Genomic DNA, 22,504 nt, shown 5'->3' with positions numbered 1-22,504 from the left:
ATAGAACCAACGATATTTTGGTTATGTGTCAGAAGTTTGGCGTGAAACGCTGTGCGTTAGAGCGCCACAGCACATGGTACGCGCGATGCCGACGAAATCGCCAAATCATGCGTGTCGTGTGGTCTTTGAGAAAGTCCAGCCAGTGGTTACTGTGAACGCAACGACAAAAGAATAAAGGTGCGAGTGGTAACGTCATGCGCGAACTCGATGACGGCATTCCCTATTGGACCGACCGCGGCAAAACCGGCGGTCTAGATCCTCTGGCAATGTTGGCACCAATTGAGCAGCTGTACTCGGGACTGCTCAATGGGATTTCATCCGTTACGGTCCGAGTTCGTTACTACGCTTTCTTCGCTTGGTGGATGAAAGAGTACGGGCGAGCGACCTTCAGCACAAATCAGGATGATCTCGAGGCTCATATTCGTCGTGGTGAGGCTCTTGTTGGCTTGATCTCGCGTGCAAATGACTTGGGTGGCGGACTGGCCGGAGAAAACACCTTTGGCAGATACTTGCGCGAGGATGTTGCGGAGTACGACTTTCTATTGCTCCAGGAAGAATACCTCGAGTTTCCCGCGTTTTTTGGCATCTATGGCTCGCAGATGGCGGAGATGGGGGTCCTCAAAAGGAACAAGCACGGGATATTGGCGCCTACACCCGAGCTAGGACTGCCACTTGCTGATGCGTTCGAAGAGTCGGTCGGACCACAGACTGTGAAGCTATTTCGTGATACCTGCCTTCAAGCGAAAGTGGAACTGAATACGCTCCAGCGCATGAAAGCGATGTCGATAAATTTCGACCAAGTACAGGATACAACACGCGAGCTGACGCTGCTGCGAGAGGCTTTGGTGGGCAGGCGCGGCGTCGGAGAACGCCGAAATACGATTCTCGAAATCTTGGAGTATTCACGAGCTAAAGGCAGCTTGCCCAGTGAATGGTTGATGCGGTTCGAGTGGCTCGAGGACTTCCCTGCTGCCGATGCAATTAGGTTCGAAGAAAGGATGCTTTGGGCGCATTTTCAGGTTGCCGACAGCATGCGCGTTTCAATGGAAAGCATCCTCCGCTTTTGCGTCCAAACTCTGTCGGATCATGGAACGATGGACATATCTGATCTCACGGCGGAGGTGTGTTCCTCCATACCAAATAGTGTAAGCCTCGAGGATTACTTCCTAGAACTGGTTGAACTGGCGGGTGGATTGTCCACTCGAGAAATCCAGGAGGCGGCTACAAAAGACGGGACCTCCCTTGAACCCAAAGTCACCCTCATCGCGAAACTATGGATCGATTGGTCCGCGAAGCTGCAAGATATGGAGGAAATCTTCCCGCCAAAGGGCCACTTTAGAACCAGCGCCACTGAAATTGGGTTTCTTAGCTCAAAGGCGCAGTTTAATGCCCAGTCAGCGATAGCCGAATTCATCCGGCATCGAATCCTCTCGAGGCATCTGTTTGTTGCGTCAAGGAAGCTACGCTTTCAGAGCAATTACACATTCCAGTTTGAGTATGAGGAAGGAACCGTCGTAGCTCGGCGGACTGGGCTAGTTGGAGCGGCCGGTCCACGATTAGGAACCGCTATCGCATTTCTCACGCAGCTCGGATTGCTCGATGAGGCTGGATTAACTGAAATTGGTCGTACGGAGCTGGAGAAGCAGTGAGATACGATCATCAGTTCCGAGAAAAGGGTTATCACAGCGCGTTGATGACCACATTCTCTTTCGACCCAATCTGCTTTGAGAACGTCGTCCTAACCACCCTCAAGTCCGCACAGTGTAGAAACATTGCGGTTCTTGGCGACAGCCGAATGATCAACCAAGCATCGATGGATTTGGGGCCGCCTGGATTTGCAGGCCAAAATTACCATCTTGCCAAACGGGCACTCAAAAGCTGCTTCCATCCAAAAATCGTTGCGCAGTTTGGGAAGGAAAAGGGGCGTCTGCTAGTTGGCTCATCCAATCTAACGACGTCGGGGATTAACGGGAACCTCGAGGCGTTCAGTCTGATCATAAGAGACGAAGAGAACATTGATACGGCTGGGCTATTCAAGAAGGTTCTTGACTACATTTGGCGCCACACAGCGCAAGGCGACATCGGTATGAAGCGTGCCATCGACCAAGTCTTTCTGATGACGCCCTGGCTAAAGGACGTGGATGCAGTCAGTGTGATCGAAGCCGCGAGCGGTAGCCGTCTAGGCGTCTTTACTGATTCAGAAGACGCTTCCATCGCTGACCAGCTTCTTTCAGAGGTTGGTAGTGATGAGGTATCGGAACTGATTGTCGTATCGCCATTTTGGGATGAGGATCTACGAGGCCTGCGTGAGCTTCGAGACGCTTTGGGCAACCCGGAAACGAGGATTATCCCAGAGTTGGCAGAACAAGACTTCGCGCAAGAGGTCGTGAGACATGACCCCAAACTGTCTGTAATGAGTCCAGAACCACTTACTTCTGACGAACGCCGGGTGCATTCGAAAGTTATCATATGCAAGTCGAGGGACGCTGACTACGTGTTGACCGGCAGCATGAATTCGAGCCAGGCCGGGCTTTGGGGGCGCGGCGAATTTGGAGGAAATGCTGAGGCCGCCATATTCAGGAAAATCGTAGACAGGAACAGCGTTCAGACAATCTCCGACGAACTCGCGCTAGCGCTTGCGACGCCTTTCCCAGCAAATCAGTTTCGGACTCGCACCAAGAAGGGTGCCGAGGGAGGCGAAACCCTCGATGTCGTTCGTGATGGAGGGCTAGTTCAGATCAAGAACGGGTTGGCATCTTGGTTGCCGCCCCAACGGTATGAAGACGCTCTGAACATCACACTTCACGATGATACCGAGAACGTTATTGGAGAGATTTCTCCTAAACCCAAAGAGCCTCAGCCCGTCTCGGACGATCTTGCAGGAAAGGTGCGGTTCGGCCGGGTAGGGTTCGCGGATGGAACAATGTCCGCGCCGTTTGTTGTTACGGTTTTCTCCCAGCTCGAACGAGCAGCAGAACCGCCACAGTCGCTGAGGGTACGTCGCCTCGTTGATGAGCTCAAAGCTAAACGAGACATTCGGGACATCTTCGAAATGATTGGTCGACTGGATGCCCTGCAACACAAGGAGATGCAATCCAAGCGGCAAAAACTCGGCTCTGGCGGTGGACAGCGTAAAAACCGAGGGAAAACCCAAGATGGGATTACTCTTGATGAATCGGACTTCTACCAATTTGACGACGAAGAAAACGTCGAAAATGAACTCGTTACAGCAACAACTCTGAGCGAGCTACGCCGAGCGATTAACCGCGTCGTTGGGCATGGAGAAGCTCACTGGGCCGACCCGAACGATGCCTTGGATTTGCACGACCAAAATCTTTCCTCGGTGGAAGAGGCAGAGAGCCAAAAGGGAAACGCTGATGCTTCCACCGATGGGAGCGATCCATCAGATGATGGGCCCGCAAAGGAGCCAGCCAGACGTATCATCGACAAGCGCAAGACAGGTTCGAGGGCTGAGGCGCGGCAGTTCATAGACGATCTTAGAATTCGATCGAATGATTTGCAGAAGTTGGTTGGATTGCAGAAACCAGGAGAAGTGCAGTTGGATCAAGCGCTTCTCTTCCAGGTTATCGTTTACGCCACGCTCGCTGTAGCGAGTCCTGATGAGCCTTGCGAAACCTATCCTCTCCCTGCCTTCGAAAGAACGGGCGAGAACTGTTGGATCAGAATTCTGGCACGCTTTCTGGTGCCTCATTGTCGAAGTTGGCAAAGCGATGCGCTGCTTGGTTCGGAGCTCGAAGGTTACCAACTTGAGGCTCTCGCCACGTTATCCGTCGCTTGTCAGGTCTTGATCGCCTATTTCGACCGTCTGGATGCGATCCCCTTCGAAATCTCAAAGCCATTTAGGTCGACTGCTGGGAGCTTCCTCAAGTCCGTTTCGCAGATGTGCGAAACGAACTCGTTGGTGGCCGATCGCTTCTCTGTTTTGAACGAGCGTATTTTCAATACCGAAGATGTTCAGAGGCTCATGGTAGTGTCTGAACGCGCTCTGCTGACACGCGGCGATCAGGGCTATAGTCGCAACTAGATGCTTCCCGCGATGGTGGGCATCAGGCCACAGAAAAAGCCCCAAAAAAAACTCACTCCGGATCAACGTGAATGCCTGCAGCCTGGAACATCTGAAGCATGCGTCCTACTTCTGTCGCAGCCAGCGTCGTCGTTAGCTGACCCTGGATATCAAAAATCATTTCTCGAAAGGTCAGTATACTGACCGGGTTGCTGCCAAGAGCATTTCGGAACGGCTCGTGGTTTTCCCAAACCGCCTTGTCTCCGGCGACCTTGGCAACGGCCAGGACATAGGTGAAGCGATCTGTGCCTGTCGCATCGTACACAGCCTTAATGAATGCCTCTGACCATTTGGGTACAGTCAGTTCTCGAAAAGCTTGCCATGCTTTGCGGCCACGCCGAACTTTGTCGTTCTCGATCGCGTCGATTTCGGACGCAGGATTGAAGCCAGACTGCCAACTCTTGCAACTCACGACCAAGACCTTTCGATCGCCCTCGAGCTTTGGGTGATAGCCGATTACATCAATATCGCTGTGGTTCGAATCTTTGTTCTTAATGTAATCAGGGTGGTCTTTGCGCGGCAGGAATTTGAGGTTGTGCTGCACGAAGTAGCCCTTGTGAACGAGATACTCCTCGACGATCTGCTCAAGAATGTCCTCTTTCGTCGCCATCCCACACTACTCCCGTTCATCAAAGTGACCGACATTTCGACCCCAAATGCAGAAGTTCGGAACGCATTTGCGCACCTTGAATCCGCAGCACTTCGGAATATGCGGCCTTAGTATTTCAGTATCGATTTGTGATCTAACTCCTGACTGTCACCGCCTAAAAACCAGAGCTCTTCGTCGCGAACAGGATCAATAACCAGCCCAAGCGAATACTCGGTGTCGAAAAAGTCTTTTTGCGTCTTCCGATCTGTCCCGCTGAAGAATACACCAAGGTTTGGATGGCTGTGGTACCAGCCAACAATGAACTCTCCTTCCTCCGAAGCGGCACTTGCAGAGCTCCATACCTCTGTATCCATACGCAGCGAAACTGCTGTACCTTGAAAGTTGGCGGCTCGGGCGGCCTTTGTCACGTGCACCACTAAGTGTGTTTGATCGCGAGCGACCCTATGTGCTCGACCCAGCAGCAGTCCTCCCATTTCGATAGGCTTTTCACTAAGATGCCCATAAATTTGTGAATTAATGTCCGAAGCTATGACAACTGATGCAGCACGGCTACTACCCAACAACCAACAGTTGGTTGCAAGGTTCGATAGCGCTAAGACCAAGCAGTTCTTAGCAAAGCGTCATCCTGCAAACTCCACCACTTGATAATCAATCAATGGCTCGAAATTATCTAATGAGCTGAAAATGCACATGACTTAGGCTCTTTTATGCCCGGTCTGCAACGGAGTCTGCGACAAGCCCATCAAAATTCTGCAAGCGATAGTGCAGTGGCATCTAACTCCGAAAAATCTCGGCCCGGTGCCATGCAAGACGGATAGGCGCGCTGTGGCTAGTAGCGCTGACCCGCGGGGCCGCAAGGCACCCAAACAAGAAGAAAAAGAAGGTTCAGCCATGAGGGCTGGCATCAGATCGGGCGCCAGCGATGGAGCCAGGATGGCCGAGTCCTAAGGCTAAACTCACATCAGCCCGGCCCTACAGGTGAGCCAAAAGGTATGTTGCAGAGATGTTGCAGAAACCAAAAGCCGCCCCTAGGGGCGGCTTGTTACTCTCTTGTTATATAAGAGTGATTTTGGCTCCGGCGGTAGGGATCGAACCTACGACCAATTGATTAACAGTCAACTGCTCTACCGCTGAGCTACGCCGGAACTGATGGCCGTATAACAATCACAAATTTTGACGTCCAGAGCAGAATGTCACTGGGTTGAAAAAAAATTGCCAGATCATTTCAGCCTCTTGAACTGCGCGCTGGCCGATAGCTGGTCGATGGGGGAAGCCATTGATTTACCGTACAAATCGACAAGATGCGCAAAAACGTTCCTTTCGGCCGCAGGTAACAAAGCCGCAGGCGTTTCGGTGTAGATACTCTCTGCCAAATCCCGAGCGGTGCCGGGCTTGTCTGCCAGTGCCTCAAGAATCTGTGCTTCGCGCGCAAGCCGGTGATTGATCAGCCAGTCCAACCGGTCAGCAGGATTCGAGATTGGCGCGCCGTGACCTGCGTGAAAAATGGACCAGTTTCGCTGTCGCAGTTTGTAGCATGCGTGCATGAAATCCGTCAGATCTCCGTCCGGTGGTGAAACCAATGAGCTGGCCCACCCCATAACGTGATCGGCTGTAAAACAGACATCCTTCCATCCCAAGGCTATGTGATTTCCCAGATGGCCGGGCGTATGGATGACCTCAAGATTCCAGCCGTCACCTTCGATCAGTTCTCCATCAGAAAGTTCGATGTCGGGGCGGAAATCCTTGTCGATGCCTTCGCCACCGCCCGCAAGACCTTGTTGCGCCAGCTTCTTCATGACGGGGCTGCGGCCAGCCTCGGGACCGCCAAATGCGAGAATCGGCGCGCCCGTTCTTTCGGCCAACGGTGCGGCCAAGGGGGAATGATCCAGATGTGTGTGTGTCACGATGATATGGCTGATCCGCTGATCTGGACGCAGCGCATTCAGAATCGCCTGTAGGTGGACCTCGTTCAGAGGGCCGGGGTCGATGACAGCGCAGTCCCTTTCTCCGAGCAGATAGGTATTCGTTCCGCGATAGGTCATTGGCGAGGGATTCGGCGCCAAGATTAGTCGAAGATCGGTCTGTAGCTCGATAGGCTGACCGGGAGTCGGGTTGAAATCATCGGGTGCCTGCATTTTGAACTCTTTCTCTTGTCCGATCAGCCCGTTAGGTTTAGCGCATGTCCAGCCGGTGGCTCAAATCTTATATGCCGCGCAGCCTGTATGCCCGTGCGGTTCTGATCCTGGTTCTGCCAGTGGTCGTGCTGTTGCTTGTTGTGGGCATTGCATTCCTGCAAAAGCACCTCGAGGACGTGACAGGGCAAATGACCAGCGCAGCCGCGCGAGAGGTTTTGCTGGTTGCGGGGGCGACAGAGGATGCCGAAACTCAGCAACAGGCCATAGCCGCAATTCGTCAAGACATAGCTGCACTGGATATGAAGGCCCGTTTTCTGGACATTAACGAAGAGCCAGACTTGGGTATCCGTCGCTGGTACGACTTTATCGCTCCGCAGGTTGAGTCAGATCTGCACGAAATGTTGCAGAATCTTGTCGCCGTTGCACTGCCCATCGGGGACGAGGCGCGATTGTACCTCGAAACTCAAGTTGGTCTGCTTGAGCTGACCTTGGAACGTCGGCGTCTGTCGCCGACCGCTCCGCATCAGTTGATCGTGACAATGTTGTTTTTTGCCGTCGTCATGACCTCGATTTCATTTTTGTATATGCGCAACCAGCTTCGCCCGATCACACGATTGGCAGACGCGGCCCAGGCGTTTGGTCGGGGCAGGGTCGTGCCGTATTCCCCCGGAGGAGCAATAGAAGTGCGCGCAGCAGGAAGCGCCTTTTTGGACATGCGCGCTCGTATCGAAAGGCAGATGGAACAACGCACGCTGATGCTGTCGGGGGTCAGCCATGATCTACGGACACCGCTGACGCGGCTGAAACTGGGGCTGTCCATGCTTCCCGAAGATGAGGCAGCACCCCTGCAGCAAGATGTGGATGAGATGCAATTGTTGCTGGACGCATTCCTGGATTTCTCGCGCGGTGCTGCCGAAGGCCCGCCTGAGACAGTTCAGCCCGAGGAATTGCTGCGGCAGATTGTCGAGGATGCACGCCGCGCAGGGCTGGAGGCCAGCTTGGTTTCAGTGGAAGGCGAAGGCACCGCGCTGTTACGTCCCACCGCAATCCGTCGCGCGGTTGAGAACCTGATTGGAAACGCTGTTCGCTACGGTGACCGCGCAGAAGTGAGCCTGTCGATAACGCCCAAGGCGGTGCGAATACGGGTTGAAGATGACGGGCCCGGCATCGCGCCTGAGCAGCGCTCTGAGGCGGTGAAACCGTTTTCCCGGTTGGATCCCGCACGCAACCAGAATCAGGGTAGCGGCGTTGGGCTTGGTCTGGCGATCGTCTCTGATATCGCCCGCGCGCATGGCGGCGTGCTGCGGCTGGGCAAAAGCGAACGCTTGGGTGGGCTGAGTGCTGATATAATAATCGGACGGTAGCCTTTTTGGTTCGTAAAAAGACACGCTCGAAAGAAATTTCACTTAGAATCGAAAGTGATGCCTTTCCAGACGCTTGAGTGTGCTATGATAGGGCTAGGGAACGAATAGCGGGTGTTTGGGGCATAGTTAGGCCATTGATTCGGCTGGCCCTCACCTTTGTTTCCGTATGTCGATTTGTGTCGACCTGAATTGTTTCGCTTGAAACCCGGAAACGCTGATGTGTGTCCAAGTTACTAGTGAGGTGAGGTCATTGAATTGGTTGATATTGGCAATAGTAGCTGCCGTATCCAGTGTTATTGTCCTCGGATGGTTTGATCCGTGTGACTATTTCTATTCCGTGTGCCAGTTCGTTAGCTGGCGCTAAAGCAGAATTTTGGTAGGCCCGGAGGGACTCGAACCCCCAACCAAAGCGTTATGAGCGCTCTGCTCTAACCAATTGAGCTACAGGCCCGCCTACGCGCCTTGGGTATCACGGTGAACGTCCGCGTCAAGCCTGACCGTTGCAACATTCCCAACAATCGACTAACCCGCCCGAGAACCATTCATAAGGGGTTGGCCATGACAGCGGGCAAGAACGGAATCACCTATGCTGACGCGGGTGTTGATATTGATGCAGGGAATGCTCTGGTCGACCGGATCAAGCCAGCAGCCAAGCGGACGAACCGCTCGGGGGTGATGAGCGGCCTTGGCGGGTTTGGCGCTTTGTTCGACCTCAAGGACGCCGGGTATCAGGATCCGATTCTGGTTGGTGCAACAGACGGCGTGGGCACAAAACTGCGCATTGCGATCGATACCGGCGTCGTGGATGGTGTCGGCATTGATCTGGTGGCCATGTGTGTCAACGACCTGATCTGTCAGGGGGCCGAGCCTCTTTTCTTTCTGGACTATTTCGCAACGGGCAAGTTGGACACGGACACTGCCGCACGGATCATCGAAGGCATTGCCGAGGGCTGCGTTCAGTCCGGTTGCGCCCTGATCGGTGGCGAAACTGCCGAAATGCCGGGGATGTATCCCGATGGTGATTTTGATCTGGCCGGTTTCTCTGTCGGCGCGATGGAGCGCGGCGCCCATTTGCCCGCCGGAGTTCAGCAGGGCGATGTGCTGTTGGGGCTGGCCTCGAACGGAGTGCATTCCAACGGCTATTCTCTGGTGCGCAAACTGGTCGAGATGTCAGGGCTGGGCTGGGACGCCGCGTCGCCGTTCAGCGAGGGGTCGCTGGGCGAGGCGCTGCTGACGCCCACGCGTCTCTATGTCAAACAGGCGCTGCAAGCGATCCGGGCAGGGGGCGTTCATGCGCTGGCGCATATCACCGGTGGTGGCCTGACGGAAAACCTCCCGCGCGTATTGCCTGATGAGCTTGGTGCCCAGATTGACTTGAACGCATGGGACTTGCCGCCGGTTTTCCGTTGGATGGCTGATGTTGGTGGCATAGCCGAGGCAGAAATGCTCAAGACCTTCAACTGCGGCATCGGCATGATTGTCGTCTGTGACGCCGCACGCGCAGATGAGCTGACCACTTTGCTGGCCGAGGCCGGAGAGACAGTTGCCCGGATCGGCACCGTCACAGACGTGCCGGGCGTGTCTTACTCGGGCAAATTGCTGTGAGCCACAAGCGCGTCGCCATCTTAATCTCGGGGGGCGGCTCCAATATGGTGTCGCTGGTTGATAGCATGACCGGCGATCACCCCGCGCGGCCCTGTCTGGTTCTGTCAAATGATCCCCAGGCGGGCGGCTTGGTGAAAGCCGCCGATCGCGGCATCGCCACGGCTGCGGTTGATCACCGACCGTTCAAGGGTGACCGCGCCGCGTTCGAGGCCGACTTGCTGAAGCCGTTAGAACAAGCCCAGCCGGATATCGTCTGTCTTGCTGGCTTCATGCGGGTTTTGACCGCGGATTTCGTATCGCGTTTTCAGGGGCGAATGCTGAATATCCACCCGTCACTGTTGCCTAAATACAAGGGTCTGAATACGCACGCTCGCGCGATTGACGCTGGCGACGCGGAACATGGCTGCTCGGTACATGAGGTTACGGCCGCGTTGGATGACGGCCCGATCTTGGGGCAGGCCCGTTTGAATATTGAACCAGACGAGACGCCCGAAGCATTGGCCGCGCGTGTTCTGGTGTGGGAGCACAAGTTATATCCGGCCGTTCTGCGGCGCTACGCCAGCGGTGATCGAACCCCAGTGCTGCTGCCGTGAACCTGTCAGGGTGATTTACACTTGCCCGGTATTCAGCCTATGGTCTGCACCACAGCTTGGGATGTCAAAGAACTGACGGGCAGTAACAAAATACAAGAGCAAGAATAGCACCTCGAATGAAAACCCTGACAACGACGCAAGAGTTGGCCGAGTTTTGCGCAGCCGCCGCGGACCACGCCTATGTCACCGTAGACACCGAGTTTCTGCGAGAGCGCACGTACTATTCCAAGTTGTGCTTGTTGCAACTGGCCGTCCCTTCGCCCGATGAAGATAGCGCGGTTCTCGTCGATCCGTTGTCAGATGGCATGTCCCTGGACCCGCTTTACGAGCTGTTCAGTAATGAAAACGTGGTCAAGGTCTTTCACGCGGCTCGCCAGGATCTTGAGATTTTCTGGGTTGAGGCCGGTGTTTTCCCCAAGCCGTTGTTTGATACGCAGGTGGCCGCGATGGTCTGCGGATTTGGTGAGCAGGTTGGCTACGAAACTCTTGTCCGCAAGATTTGCAAGCAGGGTGTAGACAAGACATCCCGCTTTACCGACTGGTCAAGACGCCCGCTGTCCGAGGCGCAAAAGACATATGCTCTGGCGGACGTGACCCATCTTAGACAAATCTACGAACACCTCGCTGCGGAATTGGAGAAATCTAAACGCAGCCATTGGGTCGCCGAGGAGCTGTGGACTCTGACGCAATCGGCAACCTATGACATCCGCCCGGAAGACGCTTGGAAACGTGTTAAAACCCGCACGAATTCCGCCAAGTTTCTGGCGGTCGTACGAGAGTTGGCCCAGTTTCGCGAGGCTTATGCGCAGGAAAACAACGTTCCGCGTAGTCGAGTGTTCAAGGACGACGCCCTGATCGAACTTGCATCGACCAAGCCCAAGTCGGCGTCAGACCTGGGGGGATCCCGGCTCTTGCTGCGTGAGGCACGCAAGGGCGTGATTGCCGAAGGCATTTTGGCGGCTGTCAAAAAAGGCGTTAACTGCCCGCCGGACCAGATGCCGCGCGTGGACAACAGCCGGGACAAGCTGAAGGTCAACCCGGCATTGGCTGACCTCCTGCGCGTATTGTTGAAGTCCAAAACAGAAAGTCTGGGTGTCGCGGCAAAGCTGATCGCCACCAGTTCCGAGCTGGATCAGATCGCAGCCGGTGAACGCGAACTGCCAGCCATGTCAGGGTGGCGGTTCGAGGCTTTTGGTGAGGACGCGCTCAAACTATGCGAAGGCAAGATTGCGCTGGCCGCCAAAGGGCAGGCGGTGAAGGTCGTTTCACTCTGACCTTTGTTACCGGCGACGGGATTCCAACGTATTCTGCTGACCTACGACGCGCACCAGACGGATGTTTTGCAGATCATCCAGGCTGACATTTGCTGCGTCTGACACCGCCCGCGACCGTTCGGTGCCCTGGTTTGTTGCATAGCTGGGATAGCTGACGCGGAAGGTGAATTCGAGAACACCATTCTTTTGGTTTTCCTCGCTTTCAACGCGAACAAGCTGCGCGCCATGTGCGCCCTGCCGCGCCGCAGTTCCGCTGGCATAGATTATTGCGCCCGAGGGCGTCGGGTTGATCCTAAGCTCGTCGATTCTTGCAATCGGCACGCTGTTGTCTACGGGATCGGGTCTCGAGAACAGGCCGGTGCCTTCACGTTCCGGCGGCACGAGCACGTTCGGATCATATGCTGGTGCTTCTGTCGGCGTAGACGTGCTGGACCCGAACCAGTTGGACGGGTTGGCGCGCGAGTCACTCCAGTTATTGCAGGCGGACAGGGTCAGTACGGCGAATATTACAAGTGACAACGGTTTTTGCATGGACCCAGCTCAGAGCGTTAAATTCCGCAATGGGTTATCGCAATTTCCCGTCTTTGAAAACCCACCCCAAGGGCTGGACAGTCGACGGTCGGAGGCATAGCTACACCAATGAAGCTGTAACAAAAGGACCGCCGCGAAATGGCAACGCCTGCCTTTGAAGAAATCGTTGAGGATTTCGAGTTCCTGGAGGACTGGGAAGATCGGTATCGCCATGTCATTGATCAAGGCAAGGCGATGGAGCCGCTGGACGACGCGCTCAAGGTTCCAGCTACAAAGGTGCATGGCTGCGCCAGTCAAGTTTGGCTGCACCCGGTGATCGAAGGCGGAGTTTTTCATTTTGACGGCGACAGCGATGCGTTGATCGTGCGTGGTCTGATCGCGGTTTTGCGGTCGTTGTATAACGGTTTGCCGGTCAGCGAAGTGCCAATGATCGATGCGGGTGGCGAACTGGCGCGTCTTGGTCTGCACGATCACCTGTCAGCCCAGCGTTCAAACGGTCTTCGGGCCATGATCGAACGCATTCGCGAAGTGGCTCAGGAAAACGCCTGATTTCCTTAGTCCGAGTGGCCGCGACTGGCCCAACCTGAAAGAGTGGTCTCAAGGTCTCCGTACCCGGTAAAGCGACGCTCGAACGTCAGCCCCATGCGTTCGGCACACTTGCGCGCGCGCTCGGTCAAGTCGGGATCGTCTGTCTGCGCTTGATAGACCAGCTTCGTGTAGTTCCCGAAATACATGTCCCTAAGCTCAGGGTGGCGATCCAATCCCAGTGGTTTCCAGACAAAGGCGTCGAATTGCCGGGCTAGAAAGTCTGTCAGGTAGAAGGCCGTTGTCTCGTCCTCGGCACGAGCGTCAAAGGCTTGGTTCCCTTCAAAGAATGAGTAACAGTGCGGCCCTTTGACCATTTCTACGCCCATCTCCGCGCAGGCTTTTTGCAATAGCCCCCCGGTTCCGCAATCAGCATAGACAACAAAAATCTGGTCAAACTCGTCGCGGTGTTTGGCGACAGCTTCTTCGACGGCTTGAGTAATCCGCTCGGGGTAGACATGCAGAATCGCGGGCAGGCAGGTCAATGACATGTGATCCCAGCCATTGCGGTTTTTCAGGTCCAGGATCTCACGCGCAAGCGCACCGCAGGCCAGCAGGAGGATGCCGCCCTTGCGACCGGATTCGGTATAACCCTGTGACGTCAGGCTTGCGTCATCTGGCGTGCTGTTATGCGGCATGGCTTCATTCCCGGTGCGATCGCAGCATCAAAGGACGAAAGAATGATGAAGGCAAGCCCGCTTCCGACATCCTGCGTCAGGCGACCGACGCACGTGTTTCATACGACTGCAATGACGGGCGAGCGGTTGGGCCGTAGGCAGAAACTCCTTGAGCTGACAGCTCTGGAAACAGTGTCAGAATCTCCTGCTGCGTCGCGTCGGCCAGGCTGTTCCAAGCCTGGACACCGGGGTGAAAACTTTCGGTCAGACAGCCTTCGGCCCAAATCAGTTCGTGCTGGTCGAACATCAGGTGATAATAGGTTACCAAACCGCCGGGCCGCATCACTATGTCGGTATCGTTCAAAAGTTGGCGGGCAGGGGCAAGGGCCTCTGCGTGGCCGGTATTCAGTTCAATTTTCCAATCACTTACCAACATTCTATGTTGTTGCGACACCAACAAGTCCCGAGAATTTCCCAGCGCTCCGGCTTTGAAAAGCACCGGGGTAAACGTACCAGTGGCGCGCACCGTTCTACGGCCAACCCAGCGAAGCGATTGCAGCCCGTGATCATAGGTGCGGATCTGATCCCCCGCCTTCAAGTCCTCGACTGCGATTTGTCCATTGTCTGTCTCAATCAGCGTTCCAGTCGTGAAACATGTCGCGATATTCCAGTCCTGGCGGTTTGCAGTCAGACCATTCGTTGTGTCAGTGTCGATGCTGTTTATTGACACCGAAAGAATGGCTTGAGCCTCAAGAGCCGCCTGATCAGCATTGGCCGAAAATTCGGGCACGAGGTAAGTATTTCCGAAAACATCCTGGGCAACCACGGCGGTAATGTCTGCGGTTGTTCCGTCAAGATAAGTAATCGTGGCGTTGTACGCGACGGCTGCGTCGAACAGGGTTACATTGCCGTCGATAGAGAATAGATCAAAATCGGCGTTCGCGTCGTTTTCGTAGGTTGTACCGGGGTTTCTGACGGGGCTCCAGACGGCCGCGTTTTCAAACAGGGGCGTGCCGGGGCCGCCGAACGTTTGACCAACCAACGCGCCTGCGTTCTCGGCCACATTATTTCCCTCGGTCGGGTCGATGAGTGGAAGGTCGCCCAGAAAAATTACGTTGAATGTTGTTGGCATCAACTAACCCCAAAAATATCTTCAATGAAATTCGCTTAATACGCGAGTTTAACTCCCGCAAATGGAGAGTTAGTAAAATTATATTTATTTGCAAGTGGTTAAACGAAAAAGGCTGCCCTCAAAGAGCAGCCTTAGTCTAAATGCGTGAACAGCGCTTAGCCTGCAAGTTGATTGTGCTTGCGCGACACGAAATCCTTGGCTGTTTCCACGGCAACGGCGGCATCGCGGCAGTAGGCGTCTGCGCCGATGGCTTTTCCGAATTCCTCGTTCAAAGGCGCGCCGCCGACCAGAACGATGTAGTCTTCACGCAAGCCTTGCTCGACCAGTGTGTCGATTACGACTTTCATGTATGGCATCGTAGTCGTCAGCAGTGCGGACATACCCAGAATGTCCGGCTTCTCTGACTCCAGCGCTTCCAAATAGTTCTCGACCGGGTTGTTGATGCCGATGTCCACGACCTCAAAACCAGCGCCCTCCATCATCATCGACACAAGGTTCTTGCCGATGTCGTGGATGTCGCCCTTCACGGTGCCAATGACCATCTTGCCAACACGCGGTGCGCCGGTTTCGGCCAGCAGAGGCTTCAGGATGGACATACCGCCCTTCATCGCGTTTGCGGCCAGCAGAACTTCGGGAACGAACAGGATGCCGTCGCGGAAGTCATGGCCAACGATGGTCATTCCACCGACGAGAGCTTTGGTTAGGATGTCATAAGGGGTCCATCCGCGTTCCAGCAGGATGTTCACACCTTCTTCGATTTCTTCTTTCAGGCCGTCATAAAGATCGTCGAACATCTGTTCGACCAGTTCGTCGTCATTCAGTTCGGACAGGACGATGTCTTCTTCATCGGACATGGGGCGTTTCCCTGATCTGTTCGGGCATATTGCCCGTGGTGGCATTTTTTCCGTTTTGGCCATTTCGCCGCAGTTCGACTGTGACGATTGCGACCTTGGCGGTTCCGGGACCGACCTATACGGCAAAATATTGATCAACTCGACGTCATTTTCTGCATGAACATCCTGCATTTCGTTCAGAAAAGGGTTTGAAACCGCACCAACGTGACACGCTAGTTGCGTCGCCCTTGCTCAACGAGGGGGCTTGTCCGGTTTGCTCAGTTCCCTTATGTCTAAAATGAGAACAAAAGGGAAACAAAAATGGCTGCGCCTAACATTAAGGGTAGGGGGGTCACGTCAAACGCGGCGGGAAGGTTTGAGAGATTCGAGTCCGAACATTTTGACGATGGATGGGCCGCCGATGACGACTTGCCAGTACTTCGGACCGATGTCTCAGAAGAAGTCGCGCGCAGCCTGATTACGTATAACCGCTCGCCTGATCTGCCATTTGACCGCTCCATCAATCCTTATCGAGGGTGCGAACATGGGTGCGTTTACTGTTTTGCGCGTCCGACACACGCCTATCTCGGCCTGTCGCCGGGGTTGGATTTTGAAACTCGGCTGATTGCACGTCCGAATGCTGCGACGGTCCTCAGAAACGAGTTGTCAGCACGCGGCTACAAGGTCGCGCCGATCGCTCTTGGGACAAATACCGATCCATATCAGCCGATTGAGAAAGACCTCGCGATAACTCGGTCTTGTTTGTCTGTTTTGCAAGAGTTTCAGCATCCGGTCGGTATCGTGACTAAGGGTACGCTGGTCGAGCGTGACTTGGACATTCTGGCTGAGATGGCTGAACGCGGTTTGGTGCACGTAGGTGTATCGCTGACGACCTTGGACCCCGGTCTGTCTCGCCGGATGGAGCCGCGCGCGCCGTCGCCCAAGCGAAGGCTGGCGACCATTCGTAGGTTGACCGGTGCCGGGGTTCCTGTTCGCGTCATGACCTCGCCACTTGTTCCCGGCCTGACGGATCACGAGTTGGAGCACCTGCTTGAAGCGGGACGAGATGCAGGCGCGGACGCTGCAAGCTGGATCATGCTGCGCCTCCCGCGTGAAGTGTCCGGGTTGTGGCAGGAATGGTTGCGCGATCACGAACCTGCACGAGCTGAAAAGGTCATGTCAAAGCTCAGAGAGATGCACGGTGGGCGGGACTATGACCCGCGCTGGGGGCACCGAATGCGCGGCGAAGGGGAATATGCCGGACTGATCGCCAAGAGGTTTTCGTTGGCTCTAAGGCGGTTGGGGCTTGCATCACAGACGCCACCGTTGCGTTGTGACCTGTTTGCAAAGCCCGCTCAGGCGGGGGATCAGCTTACCCTGTTCTAAACAAAAAGAGCCCCGGAACTTGGTCCGGGGCGCTTTCAGATATTTCGCTATTTTCAGCGGTTTTCGATGTCCACGTAGTCGCGGTTGGTTTCACCCAGATACAACTGACGCGGACGACCGATCTTGTTCTGAGGATCGGCGATCATTTCCTTCCACTGGCTGACCCAGCCAACGGTGCGCGACAGGGCAAAGATCGGGGTGAACATCGAGGTCGGGAAACCCATCGCCTCGAGGATGATGCCCGAGTAGAAGTCCACGTTCGGGAACAGCTTTTTGTCTGCGAAATACGGATCTTCCAGAGCCTGCTTTTCCAGCGCCTTGGCGACTTGCAGTTTCGGGTTGTCTTCGATGCCCAGCAGATCCAGCACTTCATCGGCGGACTGCTTCATCACCTTCGCACGAGGGTCGAAGTTCTTGTAGACGCGGTGGCCGAAACCCATCAGGCGGAACGGATCATTCTTGTCCTTGGCACGTGCGATATATTCTGGGATGCGATCGACGCTGCCGATCTCCTCCAGCATTTCCAGACACGCCTGGTTTGCACCCCCGTGGGCCGGACCCCAAAGACAGGCGATACCAGCCGCGATACAGGCAAATGGGTTCGCACCCGAAGACGAGGCCAGGCGCACGGTCGAGGTCGAGGCGTTCTGTTCGTGATCCGCGTGCAGGGTGAAAATGCGGTCCATGGCACGGCTGAGGATCGGGTTGACCTCATACTCTTCCGCCGGAACGCTGAAACACATACGCAGGAAGTTAGACGCATAGTCCAGATCGTTGCGCGGATACACGAAGGGCTGACCGGTGTGGTACTTGAACGCCCACGCCGCGATTGTCGGCATCTTGGCGATCAGGCGGTGCGAGGCGACCTCGCGCTGACGCGGATCGTTGATGTCAGTCGAGTCGTGATAGAAGGCGGACATCGCACCCACAACGCCAACCATGATCGCCATCGGATGCGCGTCACGGCGGAAGCCCCGATAGAAATACTGCATCTGTTCGTGCAGCATGGTGTGGCGGGTGATCGTAGTCTCGAATTTTTCCAGAACGGGTGCTGTTGGCAGCTCTCCGTACAGCAGCAGGTAGCAAACCTCGAGGAAGTGAGATTTGCCAGCCAACTGGTCGATGGGGTATCCACGGTGCAGCAGCTCACCTTTTTCACCGTCGATATAAGTGATTGTGCTGTCACAGCTCGCCGTCGAGGTGAAGCCCGGGTCATAGGTGAAGACACCGGCTTGATTATACAGCTTGCGAATGTCGACGACATCCGGGCCTGCGGTTGGCGAATGAACCGGCAACTCGTACGTTTCACCATGGACTGTCAGAGTGGCTGATTTGTTGCTGTCGGTCATAGTGTCCCTTCCTCATTCATGCGCAAGTCGGATCGCTGTCCGAGCCTACGGGCAACGGATGCGCGCTGACGCGCAGTCCGGGTGTTAGCGGAGCAGCGTTACCCAAATGTTAAGCTTTGGTTTAACTCGCTGCGTCAGAAAGCCGTGCCAGGGTTTCATCGCGCCCCAACACAAGCATCATGTCAAAAACCGAAGGAGTTACAGCCCGACCAGCCAAAGCAGCCCGCAAGGGTCCAGCCAGCTTGCCGAACTTCAGCCCTTTCGCCTCTGCAAAAGAATTCAGGGCATCCTCCAGTTCGTTCCGCGACCAGCTAGCATTTTGCACATGCGGCGTCAATTCATTCAGTATACCATCGGATACAGAGGCGAGTGTTTTCGCCGCCTTCTCGTCTGGTTCAATGGGGCGGGATGTCAGTACAAAATGCGCTTTTTCAAGCAGTTCCGGGAATGTGCGCGCCCGATCCTTGAGGCAATACATCGCACGCTCCAGATCACCGGATTGTGTGTCCGTTAAGGCAGGCAGTCCCGCCGCTTTCAGATAGGCTTGGATTTCCTGCCGCAGTGCGGCATCGTCGGCGATCGCAATGTGCTGACCGCAGAGATTTTCGAGCTTTTTCAAGTCAAAACGGGCAGGGCTCTTGCCGATTCCGTCCAGATCGAACCACTCTTTCGCCTGTTCATCCGTGAAGAATTCGTCGTCGCCGTGGCTCCATCCCAGCCGGGCGAGGTAGTTGCGCATCCCGGCCGCCGGATATCCCATCGCCTGATATTCCTGAGCGCCCAATGCGCCGTGACGCTTTGACAGCTTCTTGCCGTCTGGCCCGTGGATCAGCGGAATATGCGCCCAGACAGGAACGTCCCAGCCCATGGCTTCGTAGATCATCATCTGGCGCGCGGCGTTGTTCAGGTGATCGTCGCCGCGAATAACGTGGGTCACACCCATATCGTGATCGTCAACCACAACCGCCAGCATATAGACCGGAGAACCGTCCGAGCGCAGCAGGATCATGTCATCCAACTGGTCATTGCGAATAGTCACGTCCCCTTGCACCTGGTCACGGATCACCGTCGAGCCATCCTGCGGAGCCTTGATACGGATCACAAACGGAGCATCCGGGTGCGTTGAGGCATCAGCATCGCGCCAGGGGCTGCGGAACAGGGTGGACTTACCCTCGGCCCGTGCCTGTTCCCGGAAGGTCGCAATTTCTTCCTGTGTTGAAAAGCACTTATACGCCTTGCCCTCGGTCAGCAGTTGAAGCGCGACCTCTGCGTGGCGCTGTGCGCCTTCAAACTGGCTGATCACGTCGCCATCGTGATCAAGCCCCAGCCACTCCATACCCTGAAGGATGGCGGCTGTCGCTTCAGGGGTCGAGCGTTCCCTGTCCGTATCTTCGATCCGCAGCAGAAACTTGCCGCCGCGACCGCGCGCGAAAAGCCAGTTGAACAGAGCGGTGCGTGCGCCACCGATGTGCAAAAAGCCGGTGGGAGACGGGGCGAAACGGGTGACGACCTGATCAGACATTGTGTGGATTAACCTTTTGGTAACCGTGTCGGGCATAGATTGGCGCCTGTCTAACGAGCCGGAAGGACGGGGGCAACCATGCGTGTTCTGGCACGGGTCGAGACCGCGCTACTGAACCAGACGGGCCAATTGTTTCAATGGTCTCCGGTCTGTCTCGCCATCGGTATCGGGCTGTATTTTTCACTCCGCTTTGAACCGGGATGGCAGGTCTATGCCTGTCTTTTGGCTGCGATCGCGATCGCCTGCGCAATAGTTTGCAAGTGGCGGTCCGGCTGGGTGGCACTGGTGATCGGTGGCGCTCTGATTGCCACCGGATTCATTCTTGCGGGAGTGCGGGCCCATACCGTGGCCGCGCCGGTCTTGTCCTGGCGTTACTACGGTCCGATTGAAGGGCGGGTTGTGGCCATTGATCGGTCAGCGTCGGATGCTCTGCGGGTGACGCTGGACCAGGTGCGGCTGGACGGCGTGGATGGTGACAGCCGACCGCAGCGCGCCCGGCTATCGCTGCATGGTGGAGATGTCGCACTTGCGCCCGGACAAAGGATCATGACGACCGGCCACTTGTCGCCGCCGCAAGGCCCGGTTGAGCCCGGAGGTTTCGATTTTCGCCGTCACGCATGGTTCCAGAGCCTTGGCGCAGTAGGCTACACACGCGTTCCGGTTCTGATTATTTCGCCGCAGGATGCCGAAGGCGTTCGCATAACGGCGTGGCGCATGTCGGTTTCCGAACATGTTCGCTCTCTCCTGGCTGGTGAGGTTGGGGGATTTGCCGCTGCCGTCACGACCGGAGACCGCAGCGGAATGGGGCATGAGACGTTGAGCACGTTGCGCGCGTCCAACCTTGCGCACTTGTTGGCAATTTCCGGCTTGCATATGGGGTTGCTGACAGGGTTCGTTTTTCTGACCTTCAGGATTGCGCTTTCCGCCCTGCCAATGATTGCCCTCAGATGGCCGGTGCGCAAACTTGCAGCGGTTGGAGCACTGATCGCCGCCGTCATTTACCTGATGCTGTCTGGCGGAAACGTCGCGACCGAACGCGCGTTCATAATGGCCAGTGTGATGCTGGTTGCAATACTGATCGACCGGCGCGCAATCTCTCTGCGCGCTGTTGCAGTGGCGGCTTTGATCGTTCTGTCGCTACGGCCAGAAACCTTGCTGAGTCCGGGGTTTCAAATGTCGTTTGCGGCAACTACGGCACTGGTTGCGGTCTTTGGGGCGCTACGTGACTACGGCCCGTTGCCCGGACCAAAATGGTCAAAGCCTGTTACCGGATTGCTGATGTCTTCTGCCATCGCCGGATTTGCGACCGCTCCGATCGGGGCGGCTCACTTCAATACAATTTCACACTATGGGTTGCTGGCCAACATGCTGTCAGTTCCGATGATGGGAACGATTGTAGTGCCGGCCGCAGTTGTTGCAGCCTTGCTCGCTCCATTTGGGCTTGAGATGCTGGCATTGGCCGTTATGGGGCTGGGGCTGGAATGGATACTGGTGGTCGCGGATTGGGTGTCTGGCCTGGACGGAGCGCAGGGGCACGTGGTTAGCCCGCCCAGCTATGTCCTTCCCATGTTCGCGCTTGGTGCCCTGTGGCTGACGCTGTGGAGCGGTTCTGCAAGATGGGTCGGAGGTGTCGCTGTGGCCGTGGCTTTTCTGCTTTGGGGGCAGGGTCAGCGCCCTGACATATTAATCGCCGATTCAGGAGGTTTGGTTGGCGTAATGACGGATCAGGGCAGGGCGCTGAGCAAGAAGAAGGGCAGCGGGTTCATTGCAACGGTTTGGCTTGAGAATGACGGGGATGGCGCAAACCAAATCCAAGCTGCCAACCGTTGGCCGGGGGCCGAGTTAGTTCAGCGCCACTTTTGGAAAGGTACAGAAGTGGTTCATATCACAGGAAAACGTGCCGCGCGTAACTTTGACGAATGCGAATCAAACCAAATCATAGTTTCCGCGGTGGCAGTCGACCTGTCGGGCGAATGCAGGGTTTTCGATCCCGATAACCTAACGGAAACCGGCAGTCTTGCGCTATCGGGGAACAAACTGACAAGCAGCAGGGATGAGATCGGCAGCAGGTTGTGGTCCCCACGACAGGGTGAGGCCCGCAAACGCTATCAATAACTACGGATCAAGCCGACCAAACGGCCTTGGACCTTCACCTTTTCCTCAGGCAGAACGCGGGTTTCATATGCCGGGTTAGCCGCTTCGAGTGCTATCGCATGCCCGCGACGGAAGAAACGTTTCAAAGTCGCCTCTTGATCCTCGACCAATGCGACGACGATGTCCCCGTTGTCGGCCACGGAGGATTCTCTGATCACCACGACGTCACCATCGTTGATACCTGCGTCAATCATCGAATCGCCGCGTACCTCAAGGGCATAATGCTCGCTCTTGCCGGACACCATAGTGCCGGGAACTGCGACGTGATGCGAGACATGGCTGATCGCTTCAATCGGAACGCCAGCAGCGATGCGACCCATAACCGGTAGCTCCATCGCATTGGCGGTTACCGGTTCCAAGTTCGCCGGGCGTTGGCTTTCGGGCTTGTCACCCTCGATCACCCGAGGTTTGAACGCGACAGTTGGTTCCCCGCCAAGGCTTTCCGGCAGCTTCACAATTTCAATGGCTCGCGCCCGATGAGCCAGACGGCGGATAAATCCCCGTTCTTCCAGCGCGGTAATCAGGCGATGGATGCCTGACTTTGACCGCAGATCCAGCGCGGCTTTCATTTCATCAAAGCTGGGCGGAACACCGTCCGCCTGAACGCGTTTGTGGATGAATTCCAACAAATCCAACTGCTTCTTGGTCAGCATTGCTCATACCTCACCGATCATGCGTTTTATTTTGTTCTACGCATGTTCACGTTTTGTGTCAATGATTTTGCTATAGG

19 protein-coding genes and 2 tRNA genes are annotated in these 22,504 nt (G+C 55.7%); 9 read left to right on the top strand and 12 right to left on the bottom strand.

Annotated features, from left to right (window positions below; all coding sequences use genetic code 11):
- Positions 1–194: 194 nt before the first annotated feature.
- Both ACR0B7_RS00570 and ACR0B7_RS00565 read left to right on the top strand, forming a co-directional pair.
- A complete protein-coding gene (locus ACR0B7_RS00570) occupies positions 195–1,649 on the top strand; it encodes a hypothetical protein (protein ID WP_170576606.1) in 1,455 nt (484 codons plus the stop codon).
- Positions 1,646–4,045, top strand: coding sequence for a phospholipase D-like domain-containing protein (locus tag ACR0B7_RS00565; protein ID WP_170576605.1), 2,400 nt, complete (start codon positions 1,646–1,648; stop codon positions 4,043–4,045). Before ACR0B7_RS00570 ends, ACR0B7_RS00565 begins: the two co-directional genes overlap by 4 nt.
- A 52-nt stretch (positions 4,046–4,097) precedes the next feature.
- Here the strand turns inward: ACR0B7_RS00565 and ACR0B7_RS00560 are convergent, their stop codons facing one another.
- From ACR0B7_RS00560 to ACR0B7_RS00545, 4 genes are all read right to left on the bottom strand, one after another.
- The gene (locus ACR0B7_RS00560) at positions 4,098–4,694 is read right to left on the bottom strand and encodes a hypothetical protein (protein ID WP_170576604.1); all 597 of its coding nucleotides are present in this window, start codon (positions 4,692–4,694) and stop codon (positions 4,098–4,100) included.
- Positions 4,695–4,801: 107 nt separating this feature from the next.
- Positions 4,802–5,254 carry a Mov34/MPN/PAD-1 family protein gene (locus tag ACR0B7_RS00555; RefSeq protein WP_170576603.1) on the bottom strand — a complete coding sequence of 151 codons (453 nt, stop codon included), beginning with the start codon at positions 5,252–5,254 and terminating at the stop codon, positions 4,802–4,804.
- 510 nt (positions 5,255–5,764) lie between these two features.
- Positions 5,765–5,839, bottom strand: a tRNA-Asn gene (locus ACR0B7_RS00550).
- A 75-nt stretch (positions 5,840–5,914) separates the two neighbouring features.
- Positions 5,915–6,829: an MBL fold metallo-hydrolase gene (locus ACR0B7_RS00545; protein WP_170576602.1), complete on the bottom strand. Its 915-nt coding sequence runs from the start codon at positions 6,827–6,829 to the stop codon at positions 5,915–5,917.
- A 44-nt stretch (positions 6,830–6,873) separates the two neighbouring features.
- On the opposite strand from ACR0B7_RS00545, the gene ACR0B7_RS00540 reads away from it, so the two are divergent.
- A complete protein-coding gene (locus ACR0B7_RS00540; protein ID WP_170481768.1) occupies positions 6,874–8,193 on the top strand; it encodes an ATP-binding protein in 1,320 nt (439 codons plus the stop codon).
- A 374-nt stretch (positions 8,194–8,567) separates the two neighbouring features.
- Here ACR0B7_RS00540 and ACR0B7_RS00535 read toward each other — a convergent pair.
- Positions 8,568–8,644: transfer RNA gene (locus ACR0B7_RS00535), tRNA-Ile, on the bottom strand.
- 107 nt (positions 8,645–8,751) lie between these two features.
- Between ACR0B7_RS00535 and purM the strand changes: the two genes are divergently transcribed.
- The 3 genes from purM (at position 8,752) to rnd (ending at position 11,665) form a co-directional block, all read left to right on the top strand.
- Positions 8,752–9,798 carry a phosphoribosylformylglycinamidine cyclo-ligase gene (purM, locus tag ACR0B7_RS00530; protein ID WP_170413321.1) on the top strand — a complete coding sequence of 349 codons (1,047 nt, stop codon included), beginning with the start codon at positions 8,752–8,754 and terminating at the stop codon, positions 9,796–9,798.
- On the top strand, positions 9,795–10,391 hold the full coding sequence (gene purN / locus ACR0B7_RS00525) for a phosphoribosylglycinamide formyltransferase (protein WP_170569522.1): 597 nt from the start codon (positions 9,795–9,797) through the stop codon (positions 10,389–10,391). Before purM ends, purN begins: the two co-directional genes overlap by 4 nt.
- A gap of 116 nt (positions 10,392–10,507) precedes the next feature.
- A complete protein-coding gene (gene rnd / locus ACR0B7_RS00520; protein WP_170481775.1) occupies positions 10,508–11,665 on the top strand; it encodes a ribonuclease D in 1,158 nt (385 codons plus the stop codon).
- Between the two features lie 6 nt (positions 11,666–11,671).
- On the opposite strand, the gene ACR0B7_RS00515 is transcribed toward rnd, so the two are convergent.
- The gene (locus tag ACR0B7_RS00515; RefSeq protein WP_170413312.1) at positions 11,672–12,196 is read right to left on the bottom strand and encodes a hypothetical protein; all 525 of its coding nucleotides are present in this window, start codon (positions 12,194–12,196) and stop codon (positions 11,672–11,674) included.
- Positions 12,197–12,334: 138 nt separating this feature from the next.
- Between ACR0B7_RS00515 and ACR0B7_RS00510 the strand changes: the two genes are divergently transcribed.
- Positions 12,335–12,745: a SufE family protein gene (locus ACR0B7_RS00510; protein ID WP_170481779.1), complete on the top strand. Its 411-nt coding sequence runs from the start codon at positions 12,335–12,337 to the stop codon at positions 12,743–12,745.
- Between the two features lie 5 nt (positions 12,746–12,750).
- Here the strand turns inward: ACR0B7_RS00510 and ACR0B7_RS00505 are convergent, their stop codons facing one another.
- The 3 genes from ACR0B7_RS00505 to ACR0B7_RS00495 form a co-directional block, all read right to left on the bottom strand.
- Positions 12,751–13,419 (bottom strand): DUF1638 domain-containing protein, encoded by a 669-nt coding sequence (locus ACR0B7_RS00505; RefSeq protein ID WP_170481782.1) that lies wholly within the window; start codon positions 13,417–13,419, stop codon positions 12,751–12,753.
- 76 nt (positions 13,420–13,495) lie between these two features.
- A complete protein-coding gene (locus ACR0B7_RS00500; protein WP_170569516.1) occupies positions 13,496–14,530 on the bottom strand; it encodes a Hint domain-containing protein in 1,035 nt (344 codons plus the stop codon).
- A gap of 155 nt (positions 14,531–14,685) precedes the next feature.
- Positions 14,686–15,384: a cobalamin B12-binding domain-containing protein gene (locus ACR0B7_RS00495; protein ID WP_170383124.1), complete on the bottom strand. Its 699-nt coding sequence runs from the start codon at positions 15,382–15,384 to the stop codon at positions 14,686–14,688.
- Positions 15,385–15,684: 300 nt separating this feature from the next.
- Between ACR0B7_RS00495 and ACR0B7_RS00490 the strand changes: the two genes are divergently transcribed.
- The gene (locus tag ACR0B7_RS00490; protein ID WP_170576601.1) at positions 15,685–16,749 is read left to right on the top strand and encodes a PA0069 family radical SAM protein; all 1,065 of its coding nucleotides are present in this window, start codon (positions 15,685–15,687) and stop codon (positions 16,747–16,749) included.
- A 53-nt stretch (positions 16,750–16,802) separates the two neighbouring features.
- On the opposite strand, the gene gltA is transcribed toward ACR0B7_RS00490, so the two are convergent.
- Positions 16,803–18,098, bottom strand: a complete 1,296-nt coding sequence (gene gltA, locus ACR0B7_RS00485) for a citrate synthase (RefSeq protein WP_170481793.1) — start codon at positions 18,096–18,098, stop codon at positions 16,803–16,805.
- Between the two features lie 121 nt (positions 18,099–18,219).
- Positions 18,220–19,620 (bottom strand): glutamate--tRNA ligase, encoded by a 1,401-nt coding sequence (gene gltX / locus ACR0B7_RS00480; protein ID WP_170482073.1) that lies wholly within the window; start codon positions 19,618–19,620, stop codon positions 18,220–18,222.
- Positions 19,621–19,698: 78 nt separating this feature from the next.
- On the opposite strand from gltX, the gene ACR0B7_RS00475 reads away from it, so the two are divergent.
- Positions 19,699–21,735, top strand: a complete 2,037-nt coding sequence (locus ACR0B7_RS00475; protein ID WP_170576600.1) for a ComEC/Rec2 family competence protein — start codon at positions 19,699–19,701, stop codon at positions 21,733–21,735.
- Here the strand turns inward: ACR0B7_RS00475 and lexA are convergent.
- Entirely contained in the window at positions 21,729–22,427 is a 699-nt protein-coding gene (gene lexA, locus ACR0B7_RS00470; protein WP_170383133.1) for a transcriptional repressor LexA, read from the bottom strand. The two genes, ACR0B7_RS00475 and lexA, sit on opposite strands and share 7 nt — an antisense overlap.
- Between the last annotated feature and the right edge of the window lie 77 nt (positions 22,428–22,504).

The sequence above is a fragment of the Ruegeria sp. BB6 genome, assembly GCF_056539385.1.
Note: the sequence above shows the minus strand (reverse complement) of the source record. Positions and strands in the feature narration are given on the sequence as shown.